Below are 17,698 nucleotides of genomic sequence, written 5' to 3' on the forward strand. Positions count from 1 at the left end.
AAGCTAAGCCTTACAGCGCCGATGGTACTGCAGGGGGGACCCTGTGGGAGAGTAGGACGCCGCCGAACTAAATGTGATGGGAAAGCCCCCGTGCCATTCAGCACGGGGGCTTTCTTGCGTTGTACCGCCGTTCCCGGCAGGGCGAAACCCGTGTTCTAGGGTCGGGCCATGCGATACGACCTGGTCATCTTCGACAACGACGGCGTCCTCGTGGACAGCGAGCCCCTCTCCAACACCATCCTCGCCGGCTATCTGACCGAGCTCGGTCACCCCACCACGTACGAGGACTCCCTGCGGGACTACATGGGCGCCGCGGTCCACCGCGTACACGACCTCGTGCTCGAACGGTCGGGGAAGCGGCTGCCCGAGGACTTCGACGACGTCTTCCACGCCCGGGTCTTCGCCGCGTTCGAACGGGAGCTCCAGCCCATGCCCGGCGCCTTCGAGGTGCTCGAGAAGCTCACGGCCGACGGCATCGCCTACTGCCTGGCCTCCTCCGGAAGCCACGACCGCATCCGGGTGGGACACCGCAAGACCGGGCTCGACACGTGGTTCGGGGAAGACCGCGTCTTCAGCTCCCAGGACGTCGGCCGCGGCAAACCGGCACCTGACCTGTTCCTGCACGCCGCCCGGAGCATGGGCGTCCGACCGGAGCGGTGCCTCGTCGTCGAGGACAGCCCCCTCGGCGTGCAGGCCGCCATCGCGGCCGGGATGGACGTGTACGGGTTCACGGCCATGACCCCGGGCGAGCGGCTGAGCGCAGCCACCCGGCTCTTCAGTGACCTGCGGGACCTGCCGACGCTCCTGACGACCGCGGACACGGGCGCCGACGGCGAGCGCGGAAGTCACTGAGTGATCTCTCTACCCAGCGGTAGCGCGGAGGCTTACGCTTCGCCGTCATGACGGAGACGCTGCGGCGCGGCCGGGCCTCGCTCGCGTTCGGCTTTGCCGTGCAAGGGGTCGCGTTCGCGCTCCTCGTGACGCGGATACCCGCGCTGCAGGACCAGTACGGGATATCCGACGGGCTGCTGCCCCTCTTCCTGGCGGGCGTGCCGGTGCTGGCCGGGGCCGGGAGTGTCGCCGCCGAGCGCGTGGTGCGGCGGGTCCGGCCGAGCCGGGTGATGCGGTGGTCGCAGCCCGCGGCCCTGTTCGCGCTGCTCGGCGCGGGCGCCGGCGACGCCCTGTGGCAGATCGCCGCCGCCCTGGGAGCGTTCGGGGTCGCCGTGGGGGCGCTGGACGCCTCGATGAACATGCTCGGGGTGAGCCTGCAGCGCGCGTACGGGCGCAGCATCATGCTCGGCTTCCACGCGGCGTACAGCCTGGGCGGGATCGTGGGGGCCTCGCTGGCGTGGGCGGGGGCGCACGCGGACCTGTCGCTGCTCGCGTCGTACCTGCCGGTCGTCGCGGTGCTGCTGCCGGCGGTGCTGGTGGGAAGCCGGTGGTACGTCGACCACGGGCCGGGCGGCGGGGACCCGGGCGGGAAGCAGCAGGAGCCCGGTGGTGCACCCCAGGGCGGGGCGGTGGTTTTCCGGCCGTTGTTGCCGCTGTGCCTCGTGATGACGTTCGCGTACATCGGTGACTCGACGGTCTCCAACTGGGGTGCCAAGTACCTCCAGGACGTGCTGGGAAGCTCCGAGCAGCTCTCCACGGTGCCGTACAGCGTGTACATGGTGATGACCCTGGTGGGGCGTGGCGTCGGGGACCTGGGGGTGCGGCGGTTCGGCGCGGTGGCCGTGGTACGGGCGGGCGCGGTCCTCGGCGCGGTGGGTTTCGGGGTGGTGGCCGTGGCTCCTGGGGCGTGGGTGGGGATCGGCGGGTTCACGGTGCTGGGGCTCGGGCTGTGCGTGCTCGTGCCGCAGACGTTCGCGGCGGCGGGGCGGCTGTTCCCCGGGGCCTCGGACGCGGCGGTCGCCCGGCTGAACATCTTCAACTACGTGGGGTTCCTGGTCGGTTCGCCGTTGGTGGGGGTGCTGGGGGAGGCGTGGAACTATCGCGGGGCGATGGCCGTTCCCTTGGTGTTGGTGCTCGTGACCTTGCGGTACGCCCGGTCGTTCGCCCCCGGACCGGACCGATACGGTGACGGTCATGAGCGGGCGCGCACGACTGATGTGGGACGAAGCGGTAACGGGCTATGACTTCGGTTCCGAGCACCCCATGGACCCGGTCCGGCTCGTCCTGACGAAGAGTCTGGTCGACGCCTTCGGACTCGGCGGCGGGCTGGACGTCGTCGCGGCGAAGCGCGCCGACGACGCCACGCTGGGCCTCGTCCACCGCGAGGACTACGTGGCGGCGGTGAAGGCCGCCTCGGCGGACCCGCGTTCGGCCCGCGGGGAGTACGGACTCGGCACGGAGGACGTGCCGGCGTTCGCCGCGATGCACGACGTGTCGGCGCTGATCGCCGGGCAGTCGATCGGTGCCGCCGAGGCCGTGTGGCACCAGGAAGCGCTGCACGCGGTGAACTTCGCGGGCGGCCTGCACCACGCGATGCCGGGCGCGGCCTCCGGTTTCTGCGTGTACAACGACGCCGCCCTGGCCATCGCGCGCCTGCTGGAGCTCGGAGCCGAGCGCGTCGCCTACGTGGACGTGGACGTGCACCACGGGGACGGGGTGCAGGCGGTGTTCTGGGACGACCCGCGGGTCCTGACGATCTCCCTGCACGAGCACCCGCGGACGCTGTTCCCGGGCTCCGGCTGGCCGGAGGAGACCGGCGGCGAGGCGGCGCAGGGCAGCGCGGTGAACGTCGCGCTGCCCGCGGGCACGGGGGACGAGGGCTGGGTGCGGGCCTTCCACGCGGTGGTGCCCGAGCTCCTCGCGGAGTTCCGGCCGCAGGTCCTGGTGACGCAGCACGGTGCGGACACCCACTTCGAGGACCCCCTGGCGCACCTGGCGGTCTCGCTGGACGCGCAGCGGGCGGTGCAGGTCGCCTGCCACGAGCTGGCCCACGCGTACGCCGACGGCCGGTGGGTGGCGCTCGGCGGCGGCGGATACGCGGTGGTGGACGTGGTGCCGCGGTCCTGGGCGCACCTCGTGGCGGTGGCCGCCGGGCGGGAGATCGACCCCGCCGCGGTGGTGCCCGAGGAGTGGGCGCGCGTGGTGTTCGCGCGGGCCCGCATGCTCGGCCCCGGCCGCATGACGGACGGGCGCTGGCCCGTGCGGTGGCGCGAGTGGAGCGAGGGGTACGACCCCGCGGACCGGGTCGACCAGGCGGTCCTGGCGGCGCGGCGGGCGGCGTTCCCGCTGCGCGGGCTGCTGCCCTAGCCGGGCGGCGGCCCTGCCCAAGGCCCGCCTCGGGACGGGCTTTAGCCCGACTGTGCGGCGTTTTCGGGGTTTTCGGGGCGGGGACAGTGGGGGTGCGGCAGCATCGGTGCGTGTTGAGCACCGGAGCGTTGCGCGCGCATCTGCTGGCGGCCCGGCTCGCCGGGCCCGTCGCCACGTCGCGGGAGGAGAGCCTGCGGAGCTACCGGCTCTTCGCCGCCCGGGACCCGCGGGTGCTGCTCGGGCTCTGCCCCGAACAGCCCTGGGGGCCACGGGACCTGCTGCGGCTCATGGCGGACCGGTGCGGGGTCTCCGACGACCCGCACCACACCACGGGTGCCGATGTGATCGACCCGGAACGGACGGTGGCGGCGCTCGACGCGTTCGCCGGGAGGCTCCGGGAGGCGGCCCGGCGGCAACTGCCCGTCCTGCTCGGGACGGGTCACCCCCACCGACTCCTGGACTTCTACGCCGCGTTGGCCGCCGCCCTGTCGGCGGCCGGATGTCAGGTCCTCACCCCCGCGCAGGGTTGCCGTGTCGACATAACGACCCGGTTCGGCCTACGCACGTACAACCTTGACTACGTACGAGGAGTCGCGCTGGTGCGTGAACCCGGCGCGCGTCCCATCGGGAGTGAGACCGGCGCACACACCCATTCACCGCTGCCGATTCGACGGGCCCTGGGGGTCCAGGCGGACGTCGGCGGACCCCTCCCCGAGCTGGTCATCGGGGACCACGGATGGGTCTGCGGAGCAGGTCAGCTCGGGTTTGAGGCGATCGGTCTGGCGGATACGGACGATCCCGCGCTGTTCGTCGGGCAGGCCGAGGGGCGAGTGTCCGTCGTCGTTCCGCTTGATGACGCTGTGCGGTCTGATTACTACCGACCGCTTACTCGCTATGTACTCAATCGAGCGTGTCTGTCACAGTAAACGGCCGATGGCAGCTCCTCTTCCCCACTCGCATCACCCGCCCCTACTCTGGGGAGTGAGCGCACAGCGACGAGGAGTCACCGGAAGGGGAAGCCGGTGCGCGTCATGTGCGGAAGGTTCAGGTGTGTCATGGCTGCTGACCAGAGGCCTCTCAGCGAGGTTGCGTTCCTGACCGTGGCGGAGGTCGCCGCGGTGATGCGAGTCTCGAAGATGACCGTGTACCGGCTGGTGCACAGCGGTCATCTGCCCGCAATCCGGGTCGGAAGGTCCTTCCGGGTGCCCGAGAACGCGGTTCACGAGTACCTTCGCGACTCATACGTGGGGGTGGAGACGGCCTGATCGACATCCCTCGATTACAGGCTCGGGAAACGGGCGGGTAGGCTAGGCCGACGTAGGTCGTGTGGGCCCAGACGCCCCGCACCGATATCCCCGCCGACGCGGGGGTGATCCGAGAAGTGAGCGAGGGTAGTCGTGGGCTCTGTTATCAAGAAGCGGCGTAAGCGGATGGCGAAGAAGAAGCACCGCAAGCTGCTGAAGCGCACGCGCGTTCAGCGTCGCAACAAGAAGTAAGCGACCGCTGTAACGAGCGAGCCGATACGTACTGGGGCCCTCCCGCCATCCGGCGGGAGGGCCTCGGTGCTTTTCCCCGCCTCGCCCCCCTCCCCTCCCGGGCCCTCTTCTCCGCGCCTCTTCTGCGCGCGACCCCTTCTCCGTGCGACCCCTTCCGCGCGCGACCCCTTCTCCGCGCACCCCGCTTTCCGAAGGGCCCGGCTCATAAGGGATTCAATTGTTCAAAGGCGGGCGTACGGCTTGATCTTTGCGGGAAGGGAGTGGTCGGCGTCACTTTGCGGAGCCCGCGGTCGTCACAGCGCGACATCAACCCGCTAGCGTGGGCCACAGACGTAACGCGGGCTGGGGAAAGGCGGCGCTGATCTTGGGCAAGGTCGTGCTCGTGACCGGGGTGGCCCGGCAGCTAGGCGGCAGGTTCGTCCGGCGCGTCCAGCGCGATCCCGAGGTCGACCGGGTGGTCGCCGTGGACGCGGTCCCGCCCGCGCACCATCTGGGCGGCGCCGACTTCGTCCAGGCGGACATCCGGCAGCCCACGATCACGCGCGTGCTCGCCGAGCACGCCGTGGACACGGTCGTCCACATGGACGTCACGGGCACCGCGCTCGCCGGCGGCAGCCGCGGCTCGGTCAAGGAGACCAACGTCATCGGCACCATGCAGCTCCTCGGCGCCTGCCAGAAGTCGCCGAGGGTCAAGCGCCTGGTGGTGAAGTCGAGCACCAACGTGTACGGCTCGGCCCCGCGCGACCCCGCGATCTTCACCGAGACCACGCCGCCCAAGTCGCTGCCGAGCGGCGGCTTCGCCAAGGACGCCGTCGAGGTCGAGGGCTACGTGCGCGGCTTCGCGCGCCGCCGCCCGGACGTCGCGGTGTGCGTGCTGCGGTTCGCGAACATCCTCGGCCCGGCCGCGGACTCGCCGCTCGCGGAGTACTTCTCGCTGCCGGTCCTGCCGACGGTCTTCGGCTACGACCCGCGCCTGCAGTTCGTCCACGAGGACGACGTGATCGACGTGCTGCGGCTCGCCTCGCACGAACCGCGGCGCGGGACGCTCAACAGCGGCACGTTCAACATCGCCGGTGACGGCCTGCTGCTGCTCTCGCAGTGCGCGCGCCGCCTCGGCCGCCCGACGCTGCCGGTGCTGCTGCCCGCCGTCACCTGGGTGGGCACGGCGCTGCGGACGCTCGGGGTCACGGACTTCTCCCGCGAACAGATCCGGCTGCTCACCCACGGCCGGGTCGTGGCCACGCGGCAGATGCGCGAGACACTGGGGTTCGAGCCCAAGTACAGCACCGCGGAGACCTTCGCGGACTTCGTCCGCGGCCGGGGCCCGGGGCTGCTGCCTCCGGACGCGCTCGCGGCGGCCGTCGACAAGGTCGCGGCGCTGCCGTTCGCGGGCGGCGGCACGGCGGGCGGCGCCCGGGCGGGCGCCGGAAGCGCGGCCGACGACAGTGCCCACCACAGCGCCAACTGAGGAGATCGTCAACGATGGCGGACGCCAAGGTCATTCCGTTCGACGACGACCGGTCGCGTGGGGCCGGACAGCGGCCGCCGCGCCGCAGGCCCACCGGGCCGCGCCGCAAGGGTGACGCGGCGAAGGTGGCGCCCGTGCCGGGGCGGCGGGACCGGCGCGCCCCGGGAGCGGAGGGCACCGAACCGGGAGCCGCCCCGGAGGTCTCCGGGAGCACGGAGGCCACCGACGTACCGGGTGTCCCCGGCGCCACGGAGGGCTCGGACGGCACGCCCGACCCGCGGGGCCCGGGCCCCGCCGGGACCTCGGTGGACCGGGACGGCGCGTCCTCGGCGCCCGGCGGCGGCGGGGGCGGCTGGGACCGGCGGATCGCCGGCGGCCTCGCCTTCCTGCGGCGGCGCCTGACGGGTGACTACGAGGTCGACGAGTTCGGGTACGACGAGGAGCTCACCGACCAGGTCCTGATGTCGCTGCTGCGGCCGATCTACGAGAAGTACTTCCGGGTGGAGGTCAAGGGCATCGAGAACGTGCCCGACGACGGCGGGGCGCTGATCGTCGCCAACCACTCGGGGACGCTGCCCTGGGACGGCCTGATGATGCAGGTCGCCGTGCACGACCACCATCCGCGGGAGCGCCATCTGCGGCTGCTCGCGGCGGACTTGGTGTTCATGCTGCCGGTGGTGAACGAGCTGGCGCGCAAGGCCGGGCACACGTTGGCGTGCGCGGAGGACGCGGAGGCGCTCCTGGAGCGGGGCGAGCTCGTCGGGGTGATGCCCGAGGGGTTCAAGGGGATCGGGAAGCCCTTCGGGGAGCGGTACAAGCTCCAGCGGTTCGGGCGCGGCGGGTTCGTGTCCACGGCGCTGCGCACCGGGTCGCCGATCGTGCCGTGCTCCATCGTGGGGGCGGAGGAGATCTACCCGATGGTGGGCAACGCGAAGACGCTGGCCCGGGTGCTGGGAATCCCGTACTTCCCGCTGACGCCGACGTTCCCCTGGCTGGGGCCCTTGGGGATGGTGCCGCTGCCCACCAAGTGGACGATCCAGTTCGGGGAGCCCATCCCCACGGACGGGTATCCGCCGGAGGCGGCCGAGGACCCGATGCTGATGTTCAACCTGACGGACCAGGTGCGCGAGCAGATCCAGCACACGCTGTACAAGCTGCTGGTGCAGCGGAGGTCGGTGTTCTTCTGAGCGGTGGGGCTCTCGCGGTTCTCCCGCGGCGCGAGGCGGGCCTTTCGCGGTTCTCCCGCAGCGCGAGGCGGGCCTTTCGCGGGTTCTCCCGCGGCACGAGGCGGGCCTCTCCCGCGGCGTGAGGCGGGGCTCTCGCGGGCGTCCCCCGGGCGGCCACGGGGACGGGAGCCCGGGAGCCGCGGAGAACTGAACCGCCCTCCGCCCCTGCCGGGGCGGAGGGCGGTGGCCTACTTCGGCTCCTCGTCCTCGATGCCGAGCTCCGGGAGGAGGCCGGGGATGAGGGGCGGGAGCGTGACGTCCGGCTTGGGCTGGCCGGAATCGCTGTGGGGTTTGTCCGGGGCGGTGCGGCTCGGCGGCGGGGTGTGGGGCTTGCTGGGCGGATCGATCAGGTCGTCCGTCACCCCGGGGAGCAGACCGCCGCCGCTCTCCTTCTGGGCGGGCGCCGAGGGCCGGGGCTTGCCGGGGGTGCGGGGCGGCTGGGAGTCGTCGTCCGAGGTGCGCGGCGAGGGCCGGTCCTGGCGGGGCACGTCGGGGGTGTCCTGCCGGGGACGGTGGTCGTCCGGCGCGCGGTGCTTGCCGGAGGGGCCGGGGAGCAGGGAGTCCAGCGGCTCGACCTCCTGCTCCATGGCGTCGAAGACCGAGGTGACCTCCTCGCCCACGTCGCCGAGCTGGACGGGGAGCTTCTCCCGCAGGTCGCGCCAGCTCGCGCCGTGGGTCCTGGCGAAGGAGGAGAGCGCCTGCAGGGGGCCGAGGGAGCCGTCGCGCTCGTAGGCCTCGGTGAGGAGGCGGTGGCCCTCGGCGGCGTCGTGGCGCATGCCGGAGAGGGCGCGGCGCACTTCGCCGAGGGACTCGTGGTCGAGGCGGCCGGAGCGGGTGCGCTCCATCAGGCGGCGGGCCTCGCTGAGCCGGGTCGAGGCCTGGTCCAGATAGAGCCGGCCGCGGTCGGCGTCGCTGTCGGCCATGCCGAGCCTGATGTCCTCCATGCCGCGCTTGAGGCCGTAGAGCGAGTCGCCCGGCAGCGCGTCGTTGCTCGCGGCGGCGATGCCGCCGAACGCCCCGGCCGCGACGCCGACGGTGAGTCCGCCCGCGGCGATGCCCTTGGACAGGCGGGTGCGCGGCTTGAGCTTGCGCAGGGCGCGGTGGGCGCCTCTGCCGGAGCGCTGGCGTGGCACGGAAGCGGCGTCGCCCGTGGTGCCTTCCGCCAGCATGGCCTCCATGGCCGCCACCAACTGCGCCCGCTGCACCACCTTGACCTCGGGGTCCAGCTCCGGCCTGGGGAGCCGGGCCAGGCCGTCGGCGAGCGCCAGGAGGCGGCCGGGCTCGGCCGGTCCGGGCACCGCGGCGTCGGTGCGGGCGGCCGCGGGGGCGGCGGGATCTTCGGGCTGCTCGGCCGCCGGGTCCTGGCCGGAGTGCTCCTCCAGGGCCTGGGCGAAGGCGTTCGCCCGCCGGTGGGCCGATACGTTCGCGATCACTGGCGGCACCTCCTCTCGTCATGACGTCGACTCCCCAGGGGTCCTGAGGGTTGCAGGTCCTGAGTACTTCCACTCGATCGAGTGAGCGAATGGAGTATCTCCCGCTCTTTTCGGGGCCGGGAGAGAGCCAGGATGCGACCACAGGGAGCCTGCATCCCGCACAACGAGCGTCGCGGCACTTGGGTTACGGACGGAGGATGATCGGACCGCGAAAGAAACAGGCGGTCTCGTGCCCGCCAACTTCCCGCCACAGTACGTGAGTTGATCGTCACTCGACGTGCTGTGCCGACGCGCCGGGACGGGGCGCCGGGTGCCGGGCGACGGCCGCCGGGGGCCGTGCCGCGGCCGGGGGCGGCACGGCTCAGCGGGCGTCGTCCGGCAGGAGGCGGGCGAGCGTGCGCACCGCTCGGTACTGCAGGGTCTTGATCGCGCCTTCGTTCTTGCCCATCACGCGCGCGGTCTCGGCGACGGACAGGCCCTGGAGGAAGCGCAGCGTCACGCACTCCTGCTGCTGCGGGTTGAGGCGCCGGACCGCGTCCAGGAGCGCGGCGTTCGACAGGGACTCCAGGACGGAGTCCTCGGGGCTGCGCTCGACCTCGTTGGCGTCGAGCATCTCGCCGGTGGTCACCTCGAGGCGGAAGCGGCTCGACTTGAAGTGGTCGGCGACGAGGTTGCGGGCGATCGTCACCAGCCAGGCGCCGAAGTCGCGGCCCTGCCAGGTGAAGGTGCCGATCCGGCGCAGCGCCCGCAGAAAGGTCTCACTGGTGAGGTCCTCGGCGGTCGCCTTGCCGCCGACGCGGTAGTAGATGTAGCGGTAGACGGTGTCGCTGTACTGGTCGTAGAGGCGGCCGAAGGCGTCGGACTCGCCGGCCTGGGCGCGCTCCACGAGGTCCATCATGCGGGCGCTGTCGCTGTCCGCGGCGGGGCGGCGGGTGGTGGTGGCGGCGGAGCCGGAGCGCGCGCGTCTGCCGACGGCGGCACCGCCGTCCGCCAAGGCGTAGCACGGCCCGGCGGGTGCCGGGACGGCGAAGGCGGGGACGGCGTACGCGGTGGGGACGAAGCCGCGCAGACGGTCGAGGACCGTTGCACGGAGCGTAGCCAGGCCCGAGGCGTCAACCCCGACGTGTGGGTACACGGGACTCCCAGAGGCAGAGCTTCCATCACATGCGGTGCGGGACCATTCACCCGTCGTAGCGACGCGCAAGGTCCGGTATGCGTCTGAGGAGAATAACGCTTCGTACAGGCAGCACTACACCCAGTTGCTCAAATCATCGATTACGTCGCTTCTCTTACCGATCAGCGGTCGCTCAAGCACCGGTTATTGAACGGTTGTTGATCGAATCGGTACGCATTCCGGCTGGGCGCGGGGCGTGTTGTGGCCGAGTTCAACGAACGGGACTGGCGGGAGGCCTGACGGGTAAGAGAGAACGATTGCCGTTCTTTTTCGTACGCGCGGACGTTTGTGACGGTGCGTGGCGGCACGCGGGCGTCAGCCGCGCGAGGGTGAGTGCGCAACGTGACGACAGGTCCGTTCGGCGCACACCGGGCCGGGGTCCGGCGGGTCGGCCTGCGGGCGGCCTCGCGAGAAGCGCGGAGGGGGCTTCCGGATCAGTGGCGGCGGCGGTGCAGGGCGACGGCCGCGGCGGCGCCGCCCGCGAGGGCGCCCACGCCCGCGGCGGCGGGGATGCCGACCTTCGCGGCCTTGCGGCCGGTGCGGTAGTCCCGCAGCCGCCAGTCACTGGCACGCGCGTGCTTGCGCAGCTTGGTGTCGGGGTTGATCGCGTACGGGTGGCCGACCAGCGACAGCATCGGGATGTCGTTGTGCGAGTCGCTGTACGCGGCGCAGCGGGCGAGGTCCAGGCCCTCGGCGGCGGCCAGGGCGCGGACCGCCTCCGCCTTGGCGGGGCCGTGCAGGGGCTCACCGACGAGCTTGCCGGTGTAGACGCCGTCGACGGACTCGGCGACCGTGCCGAGCGCGCCGGTCAGGCCGAGGCGGCGGGCGATGATCGTGGCCATCTCCACCGGGGCGGCGGTGACCAGCCAGACCTTCTGGCCCGCGTCGAGGTGGGCCTGGGCCAGGGCGCGGGTGCCGGCCCAGATGCGCTCGGCCAGGTAGTCGTCGTACACGGCCTCGCCGATGGAGATCAGCTCGGCGACGCGGTGGCCCTTGACGATGGACAGGGCGCTCTCGCGGGCGTCCTGGAGGTGCTCGGGGTCCTCCCCGGCGAGCCGGAACCAGGCCTGCTGCCAGACGAACCGGGCCAGTTCGCGGCGCTGGAAGAACTTGCGTTTGTACAGCCCGCGGCCGAAGTAGAAGAGGGCGGCGCCCTGCAGCACGGTGTTGTCGAGGTCGAAGAAGGCGGCGGCCCGGTCGTCGCCGGCGACCGGGAACTCGGGGGTCCCGGGCTTCTCGGGCTTATCGGGCGCCGGGGTCCGCGCGAGCTCTTCCAGCTCCTGCGACGTCTTGCGCGCGGCCTCCGCCGAGGCCTCGCCTGCCAGGACGCTGCGCGCGGTGGCGGAGCGCCTACGGGGATGGAGCCAACCCAGAGCGGCCATGCCGTCGAGCATAGCCACTCTGTTCGGGTCCTCCGTGAATGCGGGGATGCGAACCCGTCAACTCTCCGTGTCGTAGTCGTCACACTGCGGCTCCGGGCCCGGGCGGGGCGCGGGCGGGGCGGCGGCCGTAGGAAGCTGGGGCCATGAGCCCGATTTTTCGTAGGAGAGGCAAGCCGGCCGCGGACCGTGTGGTGACGCTGATCGGCAAGCCCGAGTGCCACCTGTGCGAGGACGCCGAGGCCGTCGTGGAGCGGGTGTGCGGGGAGCTCGGCGTCGCGTGGGAGAAGAAGGACATCACGCGGGACGAGGCGCTGCACCGGGAGTACTGGGAGCAGATCCCGGTGGTGCTCGTGGACGGGGAGCAGCACACCTTCTGGAAGGTCGACGCCGACCGGCTGCGCCGGGCCCTCACGTCCTGACCCCGCCCGGCGCCCGCGCCGCGCGACGGCCGCCGTCCCGCCGGGCGCTCCCGCCCGGGCCGCGCCGGGGGCGGCCTCTGCTCCGGGCGGGCCGCGCCCCGGCTGCCCCGCGACGGGGGCGGCCGCCGTCCTGTCGCGCCGGGACACGTCCTCGCGGGGGCGCCGTGCCGGGGCGCCCGGAGCGTCCCCGCCGTGGAGGGGCCCGGCCGCGTTCTCGCGGCCGGTGCGTCCAGGGGCGGTATCCGGCCATCCGGGCGGCGGCGGTATCCGGCTCGCGCGAGATGGGGTGCGGTGCCGATGGCTGGTTACGACGTCCGGACCTGTCCGGAAAGTCGTCTAGCATCGAGGGTCGGTTCGAGATCTCGGGGGCGAGGATCGTGAGGAGTGTGTGCGGTTTTGCCCCCGTCGGATGAAGGTCGTTCCTGGCCGCGCGCCGGTTCCCGAAAAGTGCTCCGGGAGTGCGTGACCCCGGTCACGTTGGCCGGGCAAATCGGACACCATCTTTGTGCACGCGTTCACAAAGACATAGCCTGCATTCGACGGGGCGGTCTTGGGACACGACGAGTGGTGCCAGTCCGCCTACAGCCCCGCTCTACCCGCAGGAGCACCGTGGCAACTGGCCGAACTCACCGACCGGCGACCCGTAGCCGAGGGATCCCCGAGGCCACCGTCGCCCGGCTTCCGCTGTACCTGAGGGCGCTGACCGCACTGTCGGAGCGCTCCGTACCCACGGTCTCCTCCGAGGAGCTCGCGGCCGCCGCGGGGGTCAACTCCGCGAAGCTGCGCAAGGACTTCTCCTACCTCGGCTCGTACGGCACGCGGGGCGTCGGCTACGACGTCGAGTACCTCGTCTACCAGATCTCCCGCGAGCTCGGCCTGACCCAGGACTGGCCGGTTGTCATCGTCGGCATCGGCAACCTCGGCGCGGCCCTGGCCAATTACGGCGGGTTCGCCTCGCGCGGTTTCCGCGTGGCCGCCCTCATCGACGCGGACCCGGCGATGGCGGGCAAGCCCGTCGCGGGCATGCCGGTGCAGCACACCGACGACCTCGAGAAGATCATCACGGACAACGGTGTCTCGATCGGCGTGATCGCGACCCCCGCCGGCGCCGCCCAGCAGGTGTGCGACCGGCTCGTCGCCGCGGGCGTCACGTCCATCCTGAACTTCGCCCCGACCGTGCTCTCGGTGCCCGACGGCGTCGACGTACGCAAGGTCGACCTCTCCATCGAGCTGCAGATCCTCGCCTTCCACGAGCAGCGCAAGGCCGGCGAGGAGGGCTCCGGCGACGGCACCGCCGCGCCCGCCGCCGCCCAGGAGCACCGCAAGGGACCCGACGGGGACGTCCCCGCCGTGATGCCGGCATGAGCCTCCTCGTCGTAGGCCTCAGCCACCGCAGTGCCCCCGTGAGCGTCCTGGAGCGGGCCGCGCTGACCGCCGAGGCGCAGGCCGAGCTGCTGCACGACACGGTCGCCGCGGAGCCCGCGGCCGAGGCCGCCGTGCTCGCCACCTGCAACCGCATCGAGCTGTACGCCGACGTGGACAAGTTCCACGCGGGCGTGGCCGAGCTGTCCACGCTGATCGCCCGGCACAGCGGCGTCGGCCTGGAGGAGCTCACCCCTTATCTCTACGTGCACTACGAGGACCGGGCGGTGCACCACCTGTTCTCGGTGGCGTGCGGGCTCGACTCGATGGTCGTGGGCGAGGGGCAGATCCTCGGCCAGATCAAGGACTCCCTGGCGCGCGCGCAGGTCCTGCACACCGCCGGGCGACTCCTGAACGACCTGTTCCAGCAGGCCCTGCGGGTCGGCAAGCGGGCGCACTCGGAGACCGGCATCGACCGGGCCGGGCAGTCCCTGGTGACCTTCGGCCTGGAGCAGCTCGCCGGGCGCGAGCCGGTGGACGTGTGGGCCAAGGGCAAGCGCGCCCTGGTGATCGGCGCGGGCTCCATGTCGTCCCTGGCGGCGGCGACCCTCGCGCGCTCCGGCGTCGGCGAGGTCGTCATCGCCAACCGCACCCTGGAGCGGGCCGAGCGGCTCGCGCGGAACCTCACCGAGGGCGGCACCGGCGTGCGCGCCCGCGCCGTCGCCATGGACGCGGTGGCGGCAGAGCTGACACGTGCCGACGTGGCCGTGTCCTGCACCGGCGCGACGGGCCTGGTGCTCACCGGCGCCGACGTCGCGGCGGCCGTGGGCGGCCGGGCGTGCGCCCCCGCGCCGACGGTCCCCGGCCAGGGCTCCACGCACGCGGTCGGCGGCGGCGCGGACCGGCCCTGCGCCGAGGACGCCTGCGTCCTCACGCCCGGCGGCCCCGCCGAGACCCCCGGCGCCACCGCCGCCGAACCGGGGATCGGCGACGCCACCGCGTACGTGCAGCACGGCGCGCTCGTCGACAACAGCCCCGCGGTGGGCGGCGGGGCCGCGCCCCGCACCGCCACGGCCGTGGCACCCGCTCACGTCGCGCCCCGCACCGTCGCGCTTGCCCTGCTCGACCTGGCCATGCCGCGGGACATCGACGCCGCCGCGCACCGCGTCGAGCACGTGCGCCTCGTCGACATCGAGTCCCTGGCGGAGGCCTCCGCCGACGCGCCGATGGCCGCCGACGTGGACGCCGTCCGCACGATCGTCTCCGACGAGGTCGCGGCGTTCGGCGCCGCCCAGCGGGCCGCGCACATCACGCCGACCGTGGTCGCGCTGCGCACCATGGCCGCCGATGTCGTGGCCGGCGAGATCGCCCGGCTCGACGGGCGCCTGCCGGAGCTCGGCGACAAGGAGCGCGCCGAGATCACGCAGACGGTGCGCCGCGTCGTCGACAAGCTGCTGCACGCGCCGACGGTACGGGTGAAGCAGCTCGCCAGCGAGCCCGGTGGCGCCGGGTACGCGGACGCGCTGCGCACGCTCTTCGACCTGGACCCCGAGACGGTCGCGGCCGTGTCCCGGGCCGACCACTTGCGCGAGGTCCCGGTCGCCCCGGGCAACCAGAACGACCAGCACCACCAGAACGACGACCCGAAGCGAGGCCGGGCATGACCGACAGGGCACTCAGGCTGGGGACCAGGCGCAGCAAGCTCGCCATGGCCCAGTCCGGTCAGGTCGCCGAGAGGGTCCGGCAGGTGACGGGGCGCCCCGTCGAGCTCGTCGAGATCACCACGTACGGCGACACCTCGCGCGAGCACCTCGCGCAGATCGGCGGCACCGGTGTGTTCGCGACCGCGCTGCGGGACGCGCTGCGCGACGGCGAGGTCGACTTCGCCGTGCACTCGCTGAAGGACCTGCCGACCGCGCAGCCCGAGGAGTTCGTGCTCGCCGCGCTGCCGGTGCGCGAGGACCCGCGGGACGTGCTGGTGGCGCGCGACGGCCTGACCTTCGCGGAGCTGCCGGACGGGGCCCGGGTGGGCACCGGCTCGCCGCGCCGCATGGCGCAGCTCAACGCGTACGCCCGCGCTCACGGCCGCTCCGTCGAGACGGCGCCGATCCGCGGGAACATCGAGACCCGCATCGGGTACGTGCGCGACGGGCGGCTCGACGCCGTCGTCCTGGCCGCCGCCGGCCTCAGCCGCGTCGGCATGCTCGACGAGGTGACCGACTTCCTGTCGGTCGACATGGTTCTGCCCGCCCCCGGCCAGGGGGCACTGGCGATCGAGTGCGCCGCGTCCGACGCGGACCTCGTCGCCGCGCTCGCCGAGCTCGACGACCCGTTCACGCGGGTCGCCGTGACCGCCGAGCGATCCCTGCTCGCCGCCCTGGAGGCCGGCTGCAGCGCACCTGTGGGCGCGTTGGCCGACGTCCTGGCCGACGGGCAGATTGTCAAGGAAATGCGCCTGCGCGGCGTCGTCGGTGCCACCGACGGCTCGTCGCTGGTGCAGCTATCGACCACCGGTCCCGTGCCTCGGACGGAAGACCAGGCGACGGCGTTTGGGCGGGAACTCGCCGCCGAGATGCTCGCCAAGGGCGCGGCCGGTCTGATGGGGGAGCGAGCACTTTGAGCCCCACCTCGAACCTTCCCGGCCTTCCCGCACACGGGCACGTCACCTTCCTCGGTGCCGGACCCGGAGATCCGGGACTGCTGACCCTGCGCGCCGTCGAGGCGCTGGCCCGAGCGGATGTGCTGATCGCCGAGCCGGATGTTCTCGATGTCGTACGCGTCCACGCGCGAGGGGGTGTGGACACACCTCTGCGGCAGCAGGCTGACGGCACGTCAGAGGGCGCTCAAGTGCCGTCCGCCGCCCCGGCCGAGGCTGCCGCCAATCTTGTCATGGCGGCCGCGCGGGGCGGCAAGCGGGTCGTGCGTGCGGTGACCGGCGACCCCGGCCTGGACACGGACGCCGCCGACGAGATGCTCGCCTGCGCCGCCGAGGGCATCCCCTTCGAGGTGGTGCCGGGCATCGCGACCGCGGTCGGCGTGCCCGCGTACGCCGGGGTGCCGCTGCGGGACGCGCAGGGCACGGACGTGCGGTTCGTCGACGCGCGGACCGCGTCCGACCGGTGCTGGAGCGAGGTCGGCGCCTCCGACGGCACGGTCGTCGTCTCCACGGCCCTGGACTCGGTGGCCGCGGCCGCCGGCGAGCTGGTGTCCGCCGGGCGCAAGCCCGACACCCCGATGACCGTCACGGTCGCCGGTACGACGACGCGCCAGCGCACCTGGACGGCGACGCTCGGCACCATCGCCCAGGTCCTCAAGCAGGCGAAAGTCCTGCCCTCGCCCGACGGCGGCCGCCCCGTCATAGCCGTGGTCGGTGAGCGCTCCGCCGCGGCCCGGCGCGACCAGCTCTCGTGGTTCGAGTCGAAGCCGCTGTTCGGCTGGCGGGTGCTCGTACCGCGCACGAAGGAGCAGGCGGCGTCGCTCTCCGACCAGTTGCGCTCGTACGGCGCGGTGCCGCACGAGGTGCCGACGATCGCCGTCGAGCCGCCGCGCACGCCCCAGCAGATGGAGCGGGCCGTGAAGGGCCTGGTGACCGGGCGCTACGAGTGGATCGCCTTCACCTCGGTCAACGCGGTCAAGGCGGTGCGCGAGAAGTTCGAGGAGTACGGGCTCGACGCCCGGGCCTTCGCGGGCATCAAGGTCGCCGCCGTGGGCGAGCAGACCGCGGCGGCGCTGATCGCCTTCGGCGTGAAGCCGGACCTGGTGCCGAGCGGCGAGCAGTCCGCGGCCGGCCTCCTGGAGGACTGGCCGCCGTACGACCCCGTCTTCGACCCGATCGACCGGGTGTTCCTGCCGCGTGCCGACATCGCCACGGAGACCCTGGTCGCGGGCCTGATCGACCTCGGGTGGGAGGTCGACGACGTCACCGCCTACCGGACCGTACGGGCCTCGCCGCCGCCCGCGGAGACCCGCGAGGCCATCAAGGGCGGCGGCTTCGACGCCGTGCTCTTCACCTCCAGCAGCACCGTGCGGAACCTGGTCGGCATCGCCGGCAAGCCGCACAACGTGACCGTCATCGCCTGTATCGGGCCCGCCACCGCGAAGACCGCGGAGGAGCACGGGCTGCGGGTGGACGTGATGGCTCCGGAGCCGTCCGTGCACAAGCTGGCGGCGGCGCTCGCGGAGTTCGGGGCGCGGCGGCGGGTGGCCGCCCTGGAGGCGGGCGATCCGGTGACGCGGCCCAGTGAGCGGCGGCCCGGGGCCCGCAGACGGCGGGCGGCGGCGCCGTAGGGTGCCCTCGCGGGGTGCGCCTCAGGCCCGCCCTTCCCGAACCAGGGGGCTCCGCCCCCTGGACCCCCGGAATCGGCGCTCCGCGCCTCGTCCTCAAACGCCGGACGGGCTGGAACTCTTCACCGGGCCGCGCTGAGGATGTTCAGCCCGTCCGGCGTTTGAGGACGAGGCCGCAGGCCGACCAGGCCGGGCG

The 17,698-nt window shown here is 72.9% G+C and carries 16 protein-coding genes and 1 rRNA gene; 14 read left to right on the top strand and 3 right to left on the bottom strand.

Features of this window, described 5'->3' with window-relative positions; all coding sequences use genetic code 11:
• The 9 genes from rrf to IE330_RS19250 form a co-directional block, all read left to right on the top strand.
• Positions 1-68: ribosomal RNA gene (gene rrf, locus IE330_RS40145) — 5S ribosomal RNA — on the top strand; the annotation flags it as partial.
• A 100-nt stretch (positions 69-168) separates the two neighbouring features.
• The gene (locus IE330_RS19215; protein ID WP_190137288.1) at positions 169-852 is read left to right on the top strand and encodes an HAD family hydrolase; all 684 of its coding nucleotides are present in this window, start codon (positions 169-171) and stop codon (positions 850-852) included.
• A gap of 47 nt (positions 853-899) precedes the next feature.
• Complete coding sequence (locus IE330_RS19220) at positions 900-2,135, top strand: MFS transporter (protein WP_190137289.1); 1,236 nt, start codon at positions 900-902, stop codon at positions 2,133-2,135.
• The gene (locus IE330_RS19225; protein ID WP_190137290.1) at positions 2,086-3,258 is read left to right on the top strand and encodes an acetoin utilization protein AcuC; all 1,173 of its coding nucleotides are present in this window, start codon (positions 2,086-2,088) and stop codon (positions 3,256-3,258) included. The genes IE330_RS19220 and IE330_RS19225 overlap by 50 nt, the downstream gene beginning before the upstream one ends.
• 110 nt (positions 3,259-3,368) lie before the next feature.
• Positions 3,369-4,184, top strand: a complete 816-nt coding sequence (locus tag IE330_RS19230; protein ID WP_190137291.1) for a phosphatase — start codon at positions 3,369-3,371, stop codon at positions 4,182-4,184.
• Positions 4,185-4,313: 129 nt separating this feature from the next.
• Positions 4,314-4,523, top strand: coding sequence for a helix-turn-helix domain-containing protein (locus tag IE330_RS19235; protein ID WP_157164103.1), 210 nt, complete (start codon positions 4,314-4,316; stop codon positions 4,521-4,523).
• A 132-nt stretch (positions 4,524-4,655) separates the two neighbouring features.
• A complete protein-coding gene (locus tag IE330_RS19240; protein WP_003948845.1) occupies positions 4,656-4,754 on the top strand; it encodes a 30S ribosomal protein bS22 in 99 nt (32 codons plus the stop codon).
• A 364-nt stretch (positions 4,755-5,118) separates the two neighbouring features.
• Positions 5,119-6,222 carry an NAD-dependent epimerase/dehydratase family protein gene (locus IE330_RS19245; protein WP_190137318.1) on the top strand — a complete coding sequence of 368 codons (1,104 nt, stop codon included), beginning with the start codon at positions 5,119-5,121 and terminating at the stop codon, positions 6,220-6,222.
• A gap of 14 nt (positions 6,223-6,236) precedes the next feature.
• On the top strand, positions 6,237-7,409 hold the full coding sequence (locus IE330_RS19250; protein WP_190137292.1) for a lysophospholipid acyltransferase family protein: 1,173 nt from the start codon (positions 6,237-6,239) through the stop codon (positions 7,407-7,409).
• Positions 7,410-7,636: 227 nt separating this feature from the next.
• On the opposite strand, the gene IE330_RS19255 is transcribed toward IE330_RS19250, so the two are convergent.
• The 3 genes from IE330_RS19255 to IE330_RS19265 form a co-directional block, all read right to left on the bottom strand.
• On the bottom strand, positions 7,637-8,881 hold the full coding sequence (locus IE330_RS19255; protein WP_190137293.1) for a DUF5667 domain-containing protein: 1,245 nt from the start codon (positions 8,879-8,881) through the stop codon (positions 7,637-7,639).
• Positions 8,882-9,242: 361 nt separating this feature from the next.
• Positions 9,243-10,016, bottom strand: coding sequence for an ECF subfamily RNA polymerase sigma factor, BldN family (locus IE330_RS19260; RefSeq protein WP_190137294.1), 774 nt, complete (start codon positions 10,014-10,016; stop codon positions 9,243-9,245).
• Between the two features lie 473 nt (positions 10,017-10,489).
• Positions 10,490-11,437 (bottom strand): HAD family hydrolase, encoded by a 948-nt coding sequence (locus IE330_RS19265; protein ID WP_190137295.1) that lies wholly within the window; start codon positions 11,435-11,437, stop codon positions 10,490-10,492.
• 143 nt (positions 11,438-11,580) lie between these two features.
• On the opposite strand from IE330_RS19265, the gene IE330_RS19270 reads away from it, so the two are divergent.
• The 5 genes from IE330_RS19270 to IE330_RS19290 all read left to right on the top strand — a co-directional run bounded on the left by IE330_RS19270 (position 11,581) and on the right by IE330_RS19290 (position 17,505).
• Entirely contained in the window at positions 11,581-11,856 is a 276-nt protein-coding gene (locus IE330_RS19270; RefSeq protein ID WP_190137296.1) for a glutaredoxin family protein, read from the top strand.
• A 609-nt stretch (positions 11,857-12,465) separates the two neighbouring features.
• Positions 12,466-13,221: a redox-sensing transcriptional repressor Rex gene (locus IE330_RS19275; protein WP_190137297.1), complete on the top strand. Its 756-nt coding sequence runs from the start codon at positions 12,466-12,468 to the stop codon at positions 13,219-13,221.
• Positions 13,218-14,882, top strand: coding sequence for a glutamyl-tRNA reductase (locus IE330_RS19280; RefSeq protein ID WP_190137298.1), 1,665 nt, complete (start codon positions 13,218-13,220; stop codon positions 14,880-14,882). The genes IE330_RS19275 and IE330_RS19280 overlap by 4 nt, the downstream gene beginning before the upstream one ends.
• Complete coding sequence (gene hemC, locus IE330_RS19285; protein ID WP_190137299.1) at positions 14,879-15,838, top strand: hydroxymethylbilane synthase; 960 nt, start codon at positions 14,879-14,881, stop codon at positions 15,836-15,838. Before IE330_RS19280 ends, hemC begins: the two co-directional genes overlap by 4 nt.
• Positions 15,835-17,505, top strand: a complete 1,671-nt coding sequence (locus tag IE330_RS19290; protein ID WP_190137300.1) for a bifunctional uroporphyrinogen-III C-methyltransferase/uroporphyrinogen-III synthase — start codon at positions 15,835-15,837, stop codon at positions 17,503-17,505. Before hemC ends, IE330_RS19290 begins: the two co-directional genes overlap by 4 nt.
• Positions 17,506-17,698: the final 193 nt, after the last annotated feature.

The sequence above is a fragment of the Streptomyces longispororuber genome, assembly GCF_014656095.1.
Classification (GTDB): Bacteria; Actinomycetota; Actinomycetes; order Streptomycetales; family Streptomycetaceae; genus Streptomyces; species Streptomyces longispororuber.

Excerpts from the sequence above, each read along its gene's own strand:
- IE330_RS19270 (WP_190137296.1), top strand. The coding sequence starts at position 11,581 with ATGAGCCCGATTTTTCGTAGGAGAGGCAAGCCGGCCGCGGACCGTGTG.
- IE330_RS19280 (WP_190137298.1), top strand. The coding sequence starts at position 13,218 with ATGAGCCTCCTCGTCGTAGGCCTCAGCCACCGCAGTGCCCCCGTGAGC.
- IE330_RS19265 (WP_190137295.1), bottom strand. The coding sequence starts at position 11,437 with ATGGCCGCTCTGGGTTGGCTCCATCCCCGTAGGCGCTCCGCCACCGCG.
- IE330_RS19250 (WP_190137292.1), top strand. The coding sequence starts at position 6,237 with ATGGCGGACGCCAAGGTCATTCCGTTCGACGACGACCGGTCGCGTGGG.
- IE330_RS19225 (WP_190137290.1), top strand. The coding sequence starts at position 2,086 with ATGAGCGGGCGCGCACGACTGATGTGGGACGAAGCGGTAACGGGCTAT.
- IE330_RS19220 (WP_190137289.1), top strand. The coding sequence starts at position 900 with ATGACGGAGACGCTGCGGCGCGGCCGGGCCTCGCTCGCGTTCGGCTTT.
- IE330_RS19215 (WP_190137288.1), top strand. The coding sequence starts at position 169 with ATGCGATACGACCTGGTCATCTTCGACAACGACGGCGTCCTCGTGGAC.
- hemC (WP_190137299.1), top strand. The coding sequence starts at position 14,879 with ATGACCGACAGGGCACTCAGGCTGGGGACCAGGCGCAGCAAGCTCGCC.
- IE330_RS19235 (WP_157164103.1), top strand. The coding sequence starts at position 4,314 with ATGGCTGCTGACCAGAGGCCTCTCAGCGAGGTTGCGTTCCTGACCGTG.